The following is a 13,612-nucleotide window of genomic DNA, read 5'->3' as shown; positions in this document are numbered from 1 at the left end:
CAGAACTTGAATAAGAGAATATTAATATTATACTTGACCGTGTACTAAGGTACAGGGTCTATTATGTTTATAGAGGTGAATAATTTGAGCTATCGAATTAGCGTATTTGCTGAAAAATGCGGTGTAAATAAAGAAACAATAAGATATTATGAAAAGAAAGAGTTATTAAAAGAGCCTATTCGAACCGATGCAGGTTATAGGATATATACGGATGATGATGTTAAGCGTGTGAAATTTATCAAAAGACTGCAAGACCTTGGATTTTCATTGAGTGAAAGCTATAAATTACTTGGTGTTGTTGATAATGATAACGTACGCTGCCAAGGTATGTATGAATTTGTATTGAGAAAGGAGAAAGAGATTCAAAAACAAATTGCAGATTTTAAAAAAACAGAGTCCATGTTACAAGATTTAAAAAACAGGTGTCCTGATCAAAAAGCAATACACCAATGTCCAATTATTGAATGGTTAATATTTGATTGAAGATACTGTAGATTTTATAGATAGAGGAGGAAAAAATCATGAAGAAATATCGTGTTAAAATCAATGGAATGACCTGTACAGGATGTGAACAACATATTGATGTTGCATTAACAAGTATAGGTGCTAAAAATATCGTAACTAGTTTTCAACGTGATGAATCGGTATTTGAATTACCAGATGATGTTAATGCTGAAAATGTAAGACAAGCAATTAAACAAGCAAAATACCAAGCTGTAGAAATAGATGAAATTTCGACGCAGAAGCCAAAAGATATTGAATTAGATAATAAAAAAAGTTATGATTTACTCATCATTGGTTCAGGAGGGGCAGCTTTTTCTGCTGCGATTAAATCAATTGAATACGGTGCAAAAGTTGGAATGATTGAGCGTGAAACAGTTGGAGGGACTTGTGTAAATATTGGCTGTGTTCCATCAAAAACACTTCTTAGAGCAGGGGAAATCAATCATTTAGCAAAAACAAATCCATTCATAGGTATACAAACATCTGCTTGGGAAGTCGATTTAGCCTCTTTGGTGAATCAAAAGAATGAATTAGTTAGCGAACTTCGAAATCAAAAATATATAGATTTAATTGATGAATATCGCATTGATTTAATAAAGGGTGAAGCTAAGTTTGTTGATGAAAATACAGTTAAGGTAAATGGGGAGAAACTTTCTGCAAAACGCTTTTTAATTGCAACAGGTGCTTCGCCATCTATACCAATGATTTCAGGACTTAATGAAGTGGACTATCTAACAAGTACAACGCTACTCGAATTAAAAAAGGTGCCTAAACGATTAACTGTTATTGGTTCAGGCTATATCGGATTGGAACTTGGGCAACTGTTTCATAATTTAGGTTCAGAAGTCACACTTATACAAAGAAGTAATCGGCTATTAAAAGAGTATGACCCAGAAATTTCAGAAGCTGTAGAAAGAGTCTTAATCGAGCAGGGTATAAACCTTATTAAAGAGGTAACTTATGAGCGTATAGAACAAGTTGGAGAGATAAAAAAGGTTAATATAACGGTAGATGGTAAGAAAAAAGTCGTAGAATCAGAGCAACTACTTATTGCAACAGGAAGAAAGCCAAATACGGATTCCTTAAATTTAAGTGCAGCAGGTGTTAAAATCGGAAAACGAAATGAAATCCTGATAAATGATTATGCTAGAACAAGTAATGAGAAGATTTATGCAGCAGGAGATGTAACATTAGGACCCCAATTTGTTTATGTAGCAGCCTATGAAGGTGGAATTGTTGCTGATAATGCGATTGGTGGGTTAAATAAAAAATTAGATTTATCCGTGGTTCCTGCTGTCACGTTTATAAATCCATCGGTTGCAACAGTTGGGTTAACTGAAGAACAAGCAAATGAAAAAGGCTATGAAATAAAAACATCGGTATTATCTTTAGATGCGGTTCCAAGGGCATTAGTAAATCATGAAACGATTGGTGTATTTAAGATCGTTGCTGATGTTAAAACATTGAAAGTTCTTGGGGTTCATATTGTATCCGAAAATGCAGGAGATGTAATTTATGCAGCTTCGCTAGTAGTAAAGCATGGTTTAACCGTCGACGATTTAAAAGATAGCCTTGCACCATATTTAACAATGGCTGAAGGGCTAAGGCTAGCTGCTCTTACATTTGATAAAGATGTTTCGAAATTATCTTGTTGTGCAGGGTAAAGTACTGTTTTTATGGGGCAGGTTAGTAAAGGAGTAATTGTTTCCGTTTCACCACAAATGAGTCATCTTGTGAAACAAAGAGTAAAGGCTATCCAAACTTAAAGGACAGCCTTCTTTTTTCTTGTGTAAAGTAGTATCTGCGAGACAATGGCGAGCACTGGTAATTCAATCAAAGGTCCAATAACTAAAGCTAGAGCAATGAGAGGCTGATCAGGGAATGCGGTCACAGCTATAGCCAAAGAAACTGGTGAATTTCTTGCAATAATCGTCATATTTAAGCTAACTGAATCTGCATAGGAAAACTTTAAAAACCTTCCAACTAAGCGTCCTACTACATAGTTAATAACAAAAAACAAAAAAACTGGAATAATTAAAATGTAAATGACTTCTAGGTTTTCAAGCAAGTAAGAACCTTGGGAAGCAAACATTGCCATAATAGCCAATGATAAAAAGAAAATCTGAGCATTGGCGAAAAAAGGGAGAATCTTTTTATTTAAAACAGATTTTTTCCTAGTAAGAATCGAGTAAGATGAGCAAGTACAAAAGGAGTAATCAATACAATCAATATACTCTCTATAAGCGTTGATATGGGTATCGTTTCAATAGTTCCGGCAAATAGTAACAAATATATTGGCAAAAGTACGACTTGTAAAATTAAGTTAATCGGTAAAACTGATGTTGAAAGAGATACATTTCCTTTTGCAATGCCAGTAAATGCGAGATACCAATCTGTACAAGGTGTCACCATAAGCATAATAAAACCGATCCATAAAGCTGGATAATCAGCTAAGAAAATGGAACCTAAACCCCAAGCTATTACTGGTGTCCATATAAAATTTATGATTGTGTTAGCTCCAAGGAATTTAATGTTTGAAAAAGCCTTTTTTAATTGTTGCAATGGAATTGTTAAAAACAACCCATATAGCATCAAGAATAGAAACGGAATAACTAAAGTCTCCGCATATTGTTCAATTATGTTTACTTGTCCTAATAAAAGACCTAAACCAACAGCAAATAGTATGATAATAGTTTGTAGTTTATCTAATAAGCCCATAGATCAATCACTTTCTTCTTAGAGATAGTTCAGTACAATTTACTTTCTTACAGATTAGTATAATACATTCCGAAAACAATTACTTTTAAAGCGTATTATTCCACAATATAGAGACGTGACTTATGCTCAAGTGTAAACAGCAAAAATTAAAGGTATTAGCAGTTGTTACAAAATCATCACATATTTACGTTCTTTTTCATTGTATATATAAGCGAATAGTTATATACTTATTCCATAATAAACAAGAAGGAGGAATGGTTATGCTAAAAACAGCAATTGAAATGGAAAAAGCTGCTGTAATTTTAAAGTTACTTGGTGACAAGACACGATTGACAATGATGAAATTAATGGATGATCATGCTTGTTGTGTATGTGAATTCGTGGAAATATTTCAAATGAGTCAACCAGCAATTAGTCAACATTTACGTAAGCTGAAAGATTTAGGATTAGTCGAGGAGGAAAGAAAAGGGCAATGGATCTTTTTCTCGGTCAATAAGAATAATGAGTATTATTCCTTTATTAAAGATATTCTCGATCAATTGCCAAGTCAAAACGATAAAATAAAGGAATTAGAAGAAAAAGGTACACGAATTTCTTGTTGTTAAATTGGAGGTATTATTTTGTCAACAATGCTTATACTCGCAATTTTAATTTTTATAGCGACCCTAGTCTTCGTAATTTGGCAGCCAAAAGGTTTAAACATTGGCTGGTCTGCAATGGGCGGAGCAGTTATTGCTTTATTAGTGGGGGTCGTAGGGTTTAGTGATGTAATCGAAGTAACAGAAATTGTATGGAATGCAACCCTTGCCTTTGTTGCCATTATTCTTATCTCTTTAATATTAGATGAGATAGGTTTATTTGAATGGGCTGCTTTACATATGGCCCGATTTGCAAAGGGAAATGGAATAAAAATGTTTGTCTATATCAGTTTATTAGGTGCAATTGTTGCCGCCTTATTTGCGAATGATGGTGCAGCATTGATCCTAACACCAATCGTACTTGCAATGGTGCGTAATTTGAATTTCAAAGAAAAAATGATTTTTCCGTTTATCATGGCGAGTGGATTTATAGCTGATACAACTTCATTACCATTCATTGTAAGTAACCTTGTAAATATAGTGTCGGCAGACTTCTTTGGTATTGGATTTGTTGAATATGCTTTACGAATGTTCATTCCAAATATATTTTCACTAATTGCGACCATTTCGGTGCTACTGATTTATTTTAGAAAAAGTATTCCAAAATCATATGATGTTACTAAATTAGGTGAACCTAAAGATGCAATTAGGGATTATAAAATGTTTCGGTTATCATGGTATGTCCTAGGTTTATTAGTAATTGGATACTTTACAAGCGAATTTATTAATATACCTGTTTCTATTATTGCGGGAACCATTGCCATATTCTTCATCATTATGGGTAGACGAAGTAGTGCAGTAAATACAAAAAAAGCTATCAAGGGAGCACCATGGGATATTGTGTTCTTTTCCATTGGAATGTATGTTGTAGTGTATGGATTAGGAAATGCTGGTCTCACATCTGCACTAGCAAGCGTGATTCAAGCTGTCGCAGATGAAGGCTTGTTTGTTGCTACAGTTGGTATGGGGTTCATTGCTGCTTTTCTATCATCTATCATGAATAATATGCCAACGGTATTGATTGACGCTTTAGCAATTGCTGAAACAAATACTTCTGGTGTGTTAAGGGAAGCACTTGTTTATGCAAATATAGTCGGGGCAGATTTAGGTCCAAAGATCACACCAATAGGATCCCTAGCAACCTTAGTATGGCTCCATGTGTTATCTCAAAAAGGTATTAAGATTTCTTGGGGTACCTATTTCAAAACTGGTATTATTTTAACAATACCAATCCTGTTCATCACATTATTAGGTCTTTATTTAACGTTAACTATATTCTAAAAAGGAGCATTTGTATGGATGAAAAAACAATTTACTTTTTATGTACTGGTAACTCTTGCAGAAGCCAAATGGCAGAAGGTTGGGCGAAGAAACTTCTTGGAGATGAATGGGAAGTTAGAAGTGCTGGAATTGAGGCACATGGCTTGAATCCTAATGCCGTTAAAGGAATGGACGAAGTTGGAATTGACATTTCTAACCAAAAGTCAGAAACAATTGATATAGAATTTTTAAATAACGCAACATTGGCAGTTACATTATGTGGGGATGCAAAGGATCGTTGCCCGGTAACACCACCACACGTAAAGCATGAGCATTGGGGCTTTGATGATCCAGCTAAAGCAGAAGGTACAGAAGTAGAAGTCTGGTCAGTTTTTCAGCGTGTTCGTGATGAAATAGGAATACGAATCAAGCATTTTGCAGAAACAGGTAAATAATTAGGAATGATAAGGTATGGATGATTTTCAAGCCTTATCTTCTTGATTCTTATATAAGTTTATAATTATATGTTAATAAAGGAGTTGTAATTGATGAAAAAGGTAGAAATTTTTGATCCAGCAATGTGTTGTTCAACAGGTGTTTGTGGTCCAAGTGTTGACCCTGATTTAACTAGAGTTGCATCAACTGTATATTCATTAGAACAAAAGGGTGTAGATATTAAACGCTTTAACTTGGCAAATGACCCTGCCGCCTTTGCTGATAATGAAACTGTAAATCAAGTACTCCAAGAAAAAGGGGTAGATGCACTTCCTATTATACTTTTAGATAGAGAAGTCGTAAAAATAGGTGAATATCCATCAAATGAGGAATTTGCAGAGTGGCTTCAAGTAAAAGAGGATGAATTAACGCAAAAGCCTCGTGTTCGGGTTTCAGTAAAACTTGACTAACAAAGGAGGAACTCTCATGTATTCACTATATAAACCAAAGAATCAAGTTGAAACACCATATTTATTCTTTACTGGAAAAGGTGGGGTTGGTAAAACATCCGTAGCTTGTGCAACCGCAGTGGCACTTGCTGATCAGGGAAAGAAAGTACTGCTGGTTAGTACTGATCCGGCCTCTAATTTGCAAGATGTATTTGGAATAGAATTAAACCGTGAACCAGTTGAAATTCCTAGTGTCAAAAATTTATATGCAAGTAATATTGATCCAGAAGAAGCTGCAAGAGCTTACCGGGAAAAAACAGTGGGACCGTATCGAGATAAATTGCCGGAATCAGTTGTAAGTCAAATGGAGGAACAGCTTTCAGGTGCTTGTACAGTGGAAATTGCGGCATTCGATGAATTCTCTCATCTACTTAGTGATGACCAGATTTTCAATGAATATGATCATGTGTTATTTGATACAGCACCAACTGGTCATACTCTTCGTTTGTTATCATTACCTACTGCATGGACTGGTTATTTGGATGAAAGTACACATGGAGCATCTTGCTTAGGCCCGTTATCGGGTCTTGGAGACAAGAAGGATATGTACCAAAAAGCTGTTCGATCCCTTTCAAATCCAGAAAAAACAACACTTATATTAGTTGGAAGGCCGGAGGAATCTACTTTAATTGAAGCAAACCGTGCATCTTTGGAATTACGAGATATTGGTATTCAAAATCAAATGCTTGTTATTAATGGGCTACTTCAGTCACATGATCCAGAAGATGAAATATCAACAGCCTTTTTTGAAGGTCAACAGCATGCTTTAAATCAAATACCAGAAGAGTTAAAGCAAATCAAAACATTATCTTTACCATATGTCTCTTATTCATTAACAGGAATTAAGAACTTACGTCAATTAGTAAGTGATAATCCATTTGGTGAAGTGGAAGATGAAAAAAGTAATAATGCGAATGTAGCTCCGTTACCTAAATTGAAAGATGTTATTGATGATTTTTCCTCTAAGAATACCCGTGTTATCTTTACGATGGGAAAAGGAGGAGTCGGCAAAACTTCAGTTGCTGCTGCTATCGCTGTTGGACTGACGGAAAAAGGACATAAAGTTCATTTAACAACAACTGATCCCGCAGCACACCTCGATTATATGTTCAAAAACAATGTCATAAACGGTGACTTATCAATTAGTAGCATTAATCCAGAATTGGAAGTTGAAAAATATAAGAGCGAAGTCATTTCTTCTGCTGGAAATCTAAATGAGGAAGAACTTGCATATTTGCAAGAAGATCTCGAATCACCATGTACAGAGGAGATAGCTGTATTTCGTGCATTTGCTGATGTGATAGAAAGGTCTGAAAAGGAAATTGTGGTGATTGATACTGCACCAACAGGTCATACATTACTGTTATTAGATTCAACTGAGGCTTATCATAAAGAAATGAGCAGATCGACGGGGGAGATACCAGAAAGTGTAAGAAAGTTATTGCCACGACTTCGAAACCCAGAAGAAACAGGACTTGTTATTGTAACCTTACCAGAAGCAACTCCAGTTATTGAAGCGACTCGTTTACAAGATGACTTAAAACGTGCAGATATTACTCCAACGTGGTGGATAGTAAATCGGAGTTTATATGCCTCTGGAACAACGGATACAGTTTTAAAAGCACGTGCGGTTAGTGAAAAACAATGGATTATAAAAGTAAAAGAAGAACTAGCAGATAACGCTGCACTTATTCCTTGGATGAAGAAGGTAAAAATCGGTTACGACAATTTGAAAGAACTTGTTCGATCATAAATACTAGGAGAGATTTAACATGAATATAACAGAAAAGGCTAAAACTAAATTACAAGTAATTTTTGAGGAAAAAGGTGCTGAGGGAATTCGTTTTTATTCTATGGGTTCCGGATGTTGTGGACCACAATTAGGAATTTCATTAGATGCACCAGAAGAAAACGATATTGTTGAGGAAATTGATGGAATAAAAGTAGCTATTGATAAGGATGTAAAAGATACAGTAGAGGGATTAACATTAGATGATGATGAAGCTCCGAATGGATCACAATTTGCTTTACTAGGAATGGACCAATGCTGCTAATATTTAATTAAGTTTACATCTCAGAAATTTCGGTTAATTATTGGAGGAAATAAGTATATGAAAATAATCATTATTGGCTCTGTTGCAGCCGGTACTTCAGTAGCTGCTAAAGCACGAAGAAATGATGAAAATGCTGAAATCATCTTATATAATGCGGACTATGATATTTCTTACTCAATATGTGGAATCCCCTACTTTTTAGGTGGAGAAGTGGATGAGCTAGAGACATTAACACCTAGAAGTGCAGAATGGTTTAAGGTACGTTACAACGTTGATATTCATACACGTCATGAGGTTACTACGATTGACCCAGACAAGAAAAGTGTAACTGTTAAAAATTTAGATACCAATGAAACAAAAGAAGATCACTATGACACGTTAGTATTTGCAACAGGGGCAACACCAATTACTCCAAAAATCGTAGGTGTTGATATGGATCATGTTTTTCATGTGCGTAACATTCAAAATACGGCAGCAATTAATAATTTCATGGGAACAAATAACCCGAAAAAGGTAACTATTATTGGAGCTGGATTTATTGGTCTTGAAATGGCAGAGCAATTAACGCTTAAAGGATTAGAAGTGACGATTGTTCAGCGAAGTAATCAAATTATGCCCCACTTAGATAAAGATATGGCATTTAGAGTGGAAGAACATTTAAGAGATAGTGGTGTAGACTTATTATTGAATGAAGAAGCAAGTAAAATTTCCGAACAAACAGTAGAAACGAAAAATGGAAAAGTTATTGATACCGATATGGTGATTTTAGCAACGGGTGTGAAACCTAATACCAAACTAGCTGAAAAGATTGGTATTGAACTTGGGGCATCTGGAGCCATTAAAGTAAACAGTAGAATGCAAACCAATCTTTCTGATATTTATGCCGTTGGAGATGTGGCGGAAAGTTTTTCAATAATTACAGGTAAGCCAATCTATCGTCCATTAGGTTCTACTGCAAATAAAATGGGACGTATCGCTGGAGATGTCATTACAGGTGGCGACTTAGAACACAGAGGAATCCTAGGAACTGGAATTTTACGAGTATTTAATTTAGCTGTCGGATATACTGGTTTAAGCGAAAAAGAAGCATTGGACGAAGGTTTTGATACTGAAGTTCTCCACAATATTAAACCAGCAAGAGCAGAATATCTTGGTGGAAAAGAATTAGTAATTAAGGCGATTGCAGATAGAAAAACAAGCCGAATCCTCGGTGTACAAATTGTTGGTGAAGATGGTGTCGATAAGCGTATTGACGTATTCGTAACAGCAATTTCATTTAAAGCAAAGGCGGAAGATTTATTCCATTTAGATTTAGCATATGCACCACCATTTAGTACAACAAAAGATCCAGTAATGTATACTGGAATGGCATTACAAAACGCAATAGATAAGAAAAATAGACTGATTACCCCACAAGAATTAACAGATAAAATTGAAAACGGGGAGAAGTTCCAAATCATTGATACACGAGCAACGAAGCAATATGAAGTATCAAATGTAGATGGAGCAATTAATATTCCACTAGCCGAATTACGTTCGGAGGGTAAAAAATTAAACCCTAATTTACCTACAGTCACATACTGTAATAAAGGTGTAACTGGTAATGCAGCACAAAATGTATTAACCAATATGGGTTTCAAAGAGGTATTTAATCTCTCAGGTGGAAATAAGAATTATCAGAGCTTTAAAAAGGGGAATAAATAACCAATACAAGCTCAGGCTGAATCCAATAGTGATTCAGCCTTTTCCTTTTCGTTAAACATTCTCCCAATCCCTTAAACAATAGGACCTTATCAGTTTTCCTTCACTTTTCATCCCTCTGTTCCGGAAAGAATTTAGTTACAATGTCGAAGTATTCTATACAATATGAAGTTACATGGTTTCTTTATACAAAACTTGTAATTGAGTAGCCTCTCGCTTCGAGAAAACTACCGGGGACTTCGTGTTACTAGCACGGAGTCTTCCGTATATCTTATCAGAAAATCATGTCTTCATCCACAGGTGTAAAAGATAAAAGTAGAGAAGTGGTGATGGTGATGACGCAAATGCTTTAATGTTATACTGTTAATTAAAGGTAAAGGTAATATTAACTAAACATCAGGAGATGGTAAAATGAGCTATCTACATATGATTGGAATCTTATTTCTTTTTATTGGACTATTATTTGGGTGTTCGTCTGATTCACAATCAGTTGTCTCTAACAGTGTCGATGAGCCAATAAAAGAAAATACTTCAAGGGATATAGGGATTTCTGGAAAGGAATACTTAGAAGAAATCATTGAGCCTGTACCCAAAGAACAAGAATCTAGCAATAGTAATGAAAAACTCATAAAGACTCAACCAGATAGTGTCTCTTCCGAAGAAATGGAACTTTTAAAGGATACCTTGAGGATATTCATATTTGATGAGTACATGGGTAGTTCTGATTATGTTTATGCAAAGGGGGTTAATTGGGCTGAGAATTTTTATGATAATTTAACCGCTGAGGAGATTTGGAATGTTATCGAGGAATATAAGGAAATGAATAACGGTGAAGAAGGAACATTATTTGAACAAGCTAACTATCTTTCAGTTCATGCACCCATTAAAGATAATTGGAAAGAACTATTTTTAGAAAACTGGAATAACAGCTCTTACGATGAAGAAATAGAAACGATAATTGACCAAGGTGATACTGTATGGATTTATACAAACAGTTTGCCATATACAGGTGAAAAAGATAACTATCCATATGTAACCGTAGACAAGAGAACTGGTTCATGGCATGGATAAAAATTATTTTTAACTCGTAAACCATTTTATGAGAAATTGGATAAAAATGTCCACTTTTGAGAAAAAGGGAAGACTGTATATTTGGCAGACTTCCCTAAATTATGGTTTAAGACTGTTGAGGTTTAGAATCCATATAGAAGGCTGGATTAAGGAATCAGATATAATTGAATGTGCCTTACCCCATAATCCGGTATCTACCTGCTAAAATCCTCTTCCCTCTGCTATAATGTCGGTGTCCACTGCTAAATAGTTGGTATCCGAATAGTAAAGGATCGAGAGAAGCAGCGGGCGAACCAGTATGTATTCGGATGGTCTTTCAATAATCATTCAATTTGGTTTGTTTTACTCAAAAATGAGTAAAAGTTCGAGCTGGATTCCATAGCGGATCCAGTTCTTTTTCTTTGTCCAATATCGCCTAAATCCCTTATCCAATAAGGTTTCAGCCATCCCTTATTCATTCTTCAATATCCAATCCAGTCGATATCTCAAGTGTATAAATCCGAAAGATTTCTATGTCATTTTCAATTGTTTTCCAATAGTATTTCAACACTTTTTCTTTCTCCTAATTCTTCTCTCCATTCCGGGAGCATCTTTTTAACATTGTCAGAACATTCTATGCAGGACAGAACGGGAAAAAGAGGGCGAAAATGGGAGTTTTGGGGAAGAACTATATAACAGAATGAAGAGGGACGGAAAGAAGAGGAAGGAGGGAATAAGCCAGGGGCAGCAAGGGTTTGATGGGGGTAAGGACTAAAAGACAGGACAATATAGTAGAAATAAGAGGTATAGAAAGAAAGAGGAAAATAGATTTGACGGTATAGAAATACCATTGCCTATAGTTAATAGCTAACCATTTATTTTACGTAAAATATCAGAAGAAACCCCTGGTAAATATTGCCTTATCATAAAACCTTGCATATATAGGAGTGAAGTAAGTCATATTAAATTCCAAGAAGTTCAATTTTGAGCTACTGGAGGTGACTTGATGAAATTGACACATAGATTTCAAATTCCATATGATAAAGACATCTACACTAAATTGAAGACTAAACAGATGGAGGTAGGTAGAGTCTGGTCAGATATTGTTCAATATGGAAATGATTATTATCGTATTTTTAAACTTTGGATACCAAAATCCGATTTGGAAAAAATGACTAAGCAGGTTTATGAACTACATTGTCACACCGTACAAGCAATTGTGGCAAAATACAATGTAAACCGAATGGCTACTTTAAGAAGGAGAAAGAGTGGAGATATTAGGGCAAAGTATTCGTGGAAGGGGAAAAGATTCTACACAATACCGTATAAGAGGGCGGGTATGGTTGTAAGTAAGCAAAAAATTATTTTAAAGCATTATAGGTACGAGATGGATGTAAAAGACTTACTACTAACATGCAATAAAAAAGTAAAAAAACTGAATGATTACATTGAAATACCTAATTTGGCACAAGAAGATATTTCAAATATTTCATATGGAGAGATTGTTTATAAAAACGGATATTATTGGTTTCATTATGTTGTTGAAGTATCAGAAAAGAAGATTAATATGGTTTTTAAACCTGCTGGATGTGATTTAGGTGAAATTCATAGCTTGGCAATAGGAACTGAAGATAAGGCGTTAATAATTTCAGGTAGAGCAATCCGTGCTATTAAACAATATCGTGCAAAAGCATTAGCAGAATTGTCGAAGAAAATGAGTAGATGTAAAAAGGGTACAAAAAAATGGGAGGTGTATAGTCAAGCCTGTCAAAGAATAAAGACTAAATCAAGACATCAAATTGACTATTTGATTCATAAGTCTACGAAAGAAGCTATTGACTTTTTAATTAAGGAAAAGGTATCTGATCTAGTAATTGGTGACCCAACAGGAATTGAAAAAGGAACGAAAAGAGATCCAAGAAAGAGAAAAAATAGAACAAGAAGACAACAACTCTCTATATGGTCCTATGGTGAATTAAAAGAAAAACTAGAGTATAAATGTAAATTGAATGGAATCAAAAATCACTTTGTTTCAGAAAGTTATACCTCACAGGATTGCCCATTCTGTGGAGGAAGGCATTTTTCTAATGGAAGAAGATTTATTTGTTCTGTTCAAAAAACAGAAATTCATCGTGAAGTTAATGGTGCACAAAATATTTGTAGAAAGAAATTTCGGTTGGCAGTAAGACCGGTGGATGTGCTTTTTAAACAACCGGTGTGGTATAGAAGAAAAGTATCGCCTAATAAGAAGGCGTAGTAGGCACAGACCTTGCCCATGTGTTAGCATATGTTACTTTGCCATATCCTTGTCCCTGATTGAGTCCTAATTTATAGGTTCATGCTCTCATCAAACAATGTATTAGCAAGAAACCTAAAGTATTTTAAGGATGGTCAACGAATCATAAACCATTGGTAATTTCTTATGTAGACTTATTTAATTTGAAGGATTTATGCAGTCTTTTATAGAAAATAAAAGGATTGAATAAAGGTTTAGCAGTATCGGAGGGTATGATCAATGGAAGACTCTTTGCACAAAGCGGTGTATAGGAACAATTTAGACGCAATTAAAAAGCTGCTTGCTGAACAAGAAATAGAAATTAATGTAAAGAATCGGTTTGGGCAAACCCCTTTACAAATCGGATGTTATTTTGGATTCTATCATGCTACTAAACTTTTGTTAGAGAATGGAGCTGTGGTGGATGAAAGGTGTCTTTATTGGACTCAAAACGGTTGGGATGATGTA

General features: G+C 35.0%; 12 protein-coding genes and 1 pseudogene. 12 read left to right on the top strand and 1 reads right to left on the bottom strand.

The features are described from left to right. The first annotated feature begins 84 nt into the window (after positions 1-84). Both merR and merA read left to right on the top strand, forming a co-directional pair. Entirely contained in the window at positions 85-483 is a 399-nt protein-coding gene (gene merR, locus OMHG_RS17190) for an Hg(II)-responsive transcriptional regulator (protein WP_010652180.1), read from the top strand. A gap of 38 nt (positions 484-521) precedes the next feature. Continuing rightward, entirely contained in the window at positions 522-2,168 is a 1,647-nt protein-coding gene (merA, locus tag OMHG_RS17185; protein ID WP_010652179.1) for a mercury(II) reductase, read from the top strand. A 98-nt stretch (positions 2,169-2,266) separates the two neighbouring features. On the opposite strand, the pseudogene OMHG_RS17180 reads toward merA, so the two are convergent. Then, a pseudogene (locus OMHG_RS17180) lies at positions 2,267-3,222 on the bottom strand (arsenic resistance protein). A gap of 260 nt (positions 3,223-3,482) precedes the next feature. On the opposite strand from OMHG_RS17180, the gene OMHG_RS17175 reads away from it, so the two are divergent. From OMHG_RS17175 to OMHG_RS17130, 10 genes are all read left to right on the top strand, one after another. Then, positions 3,483-3,827 carry an ArsR/SmtB family transcription factor gene (locus OMHG_RS17175; RefSeq protein ID WP_010652173.1) on the top strand — a complete coding sequence of 115 codons (345 nt, stop codon included), beginning with the start codon at positions 3,483-3,485 and terminating at the stop codon, positions 3,825-3,827. A gap of 24 nt (positions 3,828-3,851) precedes the next feature. Further along, the gene (locus OMHG_RS17170; protein ID WP_010652171.1) at positions 3,852-5,141 is read left to right on the top strand and encodes an arsenic transporter; all 1,290 of its coding nucleotides are present in this window, start codon (positions 3,852-3,854) and stop codon (positions 5,139-5,141) included. 14 nt (positions 5,142-5,155) lie between these two features. Then, positions 5,156-5,575, top strand: a complete 420-nt coding sequence (gene arsC, locus OMHG_RS17165; RefSeq protein WP_010652169.1) for an arsenate reductase (thioredoxin) — start codon at positions 5,156-5,158, stop codon at positions 5,573-5,575. A 93-nt stretch (positions 5,576-5,668) separates the two neighbouring features. Next, on the top strand, positions 5,669-6,025 hold the full coding sequence (gene arsD / locus OMHG_RS17160; RefSeq protein WP_010652168.1) for an arsenite efflux transporter metallochaperone ArsD: 357 nt from the start codon (positions 5,669-5,671) through the stop codon (positions 6,023-6,025). 16 nt (positions 6,026-6,041) lie between these two features. Next, the gene (gene arsA / locus OMHG_RS17155) at positions 6,042-7,817 is read left to right on the top strand and encodes an arsenical pump-driving ATPase (protein WP_010652166.1); all 1,776 of its coding nucleotides are present in this window, start codon (positions 6,042-6,044) and stop codon (positions 7,815-7,817) included. 19 nt (positions 7,818-7,836) lie between these two features. Then, on the top strand, positions 7,837-8,118 hold the full coding sequence (locus tag OMHG_RS17150) for a HesB/IscA family protein (protein WP_010652165.1): 282 nt from the start codon (positions 7,837-7,839) through the stop codon (positions 8,116-8,118). 57 nt (positions 8,119-8,175) lie between these two features. After that, on the top strand, positions 8,176-9,822 hold the full coding sequence (locus OMHG_RS17145; protein WP_010652163.1) for an FAD-dependent oxidoreductase: 1,647 nt from the start codon (positions 8,176-8,178) through the stop codon (positions 9,820-9,822). Positions 9,823-10,230: 408 nt separating this feature from the next. Beyond that, positions 10,231-10,890 (top strand): hypothetical protein, encoded by a 660-nt coding sequence (locus OMHG_RS17140; protein ID WP_010652161.1) that lies wholly within the window; start codon positions 10,231-10,233, stop codon positions 10,888-10,890. Positions 10,891-11,875: 985 nt separating this feature from the next. Next, positions 11,876-13,126, top strand: coding sequence for an RNA-guided endonuclease InsQ/TnpB family protein (locus OMHG_RS17135; protein ID WP_010652158.1), 1,251 nt, complete (start codon positions 11,876-11,878; stop codon positions 13,124-13,126). Between the two features lie 258 nt (positions 13,127-13,384). Beyond that, on the top strand, positions 13,385-13,612 hold a 228-nt coding region (locus OMHG_RS17130; RefSeq protein ID WP_010652156.1), incomplete at its 3' end, for an ankyrin repeat domain-containing protein.

The organism is Oceanobacillus massiliensis str. N'diop, from assembly GCF_000285495.1.
In the GTDB taxonomy this organism is placed as follows: domain Bacteria; phylum Bacillota; class Bacilli; order Bacillales; family Amphibacillaceae; genus Oceanobacillus; species Oceanobacillus massiliensis.
This window is presented reverse-complemented; position numbering and strand designations above follow the sequence as displayed.